We start from the raw sequence: 1781 nt of genomic DNA on the forward strand, positions 1-1781 counted from the left end.
GCGACCAACCGCTAAGCTAATCTAACAATGGACTTCCATCCTCATGCCCAATGCCGATTGTGCTCATCTGTGGCCCTGCCCGCTGCGGCAAAAGTCGGCTGGCGGAGAACCTGGCGGCTGCTTCCGGCCTGCCGGTCATCTATCTGGCCACCGGGCCCAAACCCGACCCTGAGGCCGACCCGGAGTGGGCCGAACGGGTTCAGCGGCATCGGCAACGGCGTCCCCCCACTTGGCAAACCTGGGAAACCGGGCCCGACCTGGGGGCCGACCTGCAAAAGCTGCCCCAGCCCTGTTGTGCTCTGGTGGATTCGCTGGGGGGGTGGGTGGCGCAGGGCCTAGACTGTCCCGCTGCAGAATGGGATCCCTTGGTGCAATCCTTCTTGGCAACCTTGCCAGTCCACAGGGGGGAGATCATCCTGGTGTCAGAAGAGGTGGGCTGGGGGGTGGTGCCCGCCTATCCGTTGGGACGCCGCTTTCGGGATCGGATGGGGGAGCTCACCCAAAAGCTGGCTCCTCTGGCCGACCAGGTGTTTTTGGTAACCGCAGGCTTTGCCCTCGATCTCACCCGCTGGGGGATCCCGGTGGCAGGCGAGGTGGGGCAGAGCTGAGATAAGCTGCATTTGCAAGTCAGATATCAGATAGCCGTGTCGTCGTGCCGATTACCTTCTACCTTCCTGCCAAGGCCATCCAATCTCTGGATCTCACCCCTGGCCACGAATTAATGAAAACCCTGATGGCGGATCCCGTCCGGGCTGCCCAACAGGTGCAATGCGCCATCGATTGGCCGCGCAGCCCCGACGATCCGCGCGAGCTGTCGGAGATCCCGGAGGTGCGCCTGTGGTTTATCCGTTGGGATACGGTCTGCCCCTGGATGCCCTACTTCCTCAACTGGCGCCAAGGAGAGCTGGCCCGCTACGCAGCCATGTTGGTGCCTCATCAATTCAACCCTCGCGAGGGCATTGTTTACAACCCAGAAGCACTGGAAATCTTTGTCTATCAGAAGATCTTTGTGTTGATGCGTTGGTTCAAGCAGCAGAAACTGGGATCCCTCTCGATGCTGCGGGATATGGCTTTGGTGTTTGGCTTCGAGGTTCAGCCGGAGTTTCTCACTCTCTGGGAGTCTGAGGCGGGGGATCCAGAATCATGAGGGTGATGGTGGCCGATACTTGGCCGGCGATCCCCGGAGCCGCAGCAGTGGCCGGCGCCTGGCAAGAGGTGACCCAAAACCCTTGGGGCCGGCTCAGGGTGGATTCCAACCCTTCGGAAGCTCAGCTCAAGGCCCTCTGGCAACAAATCTGCGAGTGGGCAGGAGAAAAAGATCCCCTACTGGTTCTGCCGGGCAGTGTCGCCGATCCCCTGGGGCCAGGCCAAACCTGGGCGGATCTGGCCCATGCGTGGGGGTTCAGCTTGCTCTTAACGCTGCAACGGAAGGCCGCCCTGAGCCAAGCAACCGTCTTTGCCGCCCTGATGCGCCAAGCCAAGGCCCGCAGCTTGGGGTGGGTGCTGGTCGGATCCCTGCCCGAAACCGAGGATCCCCAAGCTTTGGAAGAGCTGGATGCAACTTTGATCCCACACCTGGAGGCTCAAGTCGGAATACCGGTGCTGGGGAGAATGGCTCTGGATGGGCAGATCCTTTGGGACACCGATTTCCTGGAGCAACTGGGCTACGTTCGTTGATCTCCTTCCCATGACAGGAGCCTGAGGCTCGCCCGCCAAGCCCTTGTTGTGGAGCGCTATCCCTAACTCCCCTCTCCCTCAGGGAGAGGGGCTGGGGGTGAGGG

3 protein-coding genes are annotated in these 1781 nt (G+C 61.4%); all 3 read left to right on the forward strand.

From position 1 onward, the window contains the following. The first annotated feature begins 50 nt into the window (after positions 1–50). From cobU to NW857_RS12800, 3 genes are read left to right on the forward strand one after another with little or no spacing between them, the layout of a single operon-like run. Positions 51–608, forward strand: coding sequence for a bifunctional adenosylcobinamide kinase/adenosylcobinamide-phosphate guanylyltransferase (cobU, locus tag NW857_RS12790; protein ID WP_414334782.1), 558 nt, complete (start codon positions 51–53; stop codon positions 606–608). Positions 609–652: 44 nt separating this feature from the next. Then, positions 653–1147: a CRR6 family NdhI maturation factor gene (locus NW857_RS12795; protein WP_414334781.1), complete on the forward strand. Its 495-nt coding sequence runs from the start codon at positions 653–655 to the stop codon at positions 1145–1147. Beyond that, the gene (locus tag NW857_RS12800; protein WP_414348866.1) at positions 1144–1677 is read left to right on the forward strand and encodes a hypothetical protein; all 534 of its coding nucleotides are present in this window, start codon (positions 1144–1146) and stop codon (positions 1675–1677) included. The genes NW857_RS12795 and NW857_RS12800 overlap by 4 nt, the downstream gene beginning before the upstream one ends. Positions 1678–1781: the final 104 nt, after the last annotated feature.

The organism is Synechococcus sp. H55.9 (assembly GCF_047462355.1).
Taxonomy (GTDB): Bacteria; Cyanobacteriota; Cyanobacteriia; order Thermostichales; family Thermostichaceae; genus Thermostichus.

Coding starts and splice junctions, on each gene's coding strand:
- cobU (WP_414334782.1), top strand. CDS start 51: ATGCCGATTGTGCTCATCTGTGGCCCTGCCCGCTGCGGCAAAAGTCGG.
- NW857_RS12800 (WP_414348866.1), top strand. CDS start 1,144: ATGAGGGTGATGGTGGCCGATACTTGGCCGGCGATCCCCGGAGCCGCA.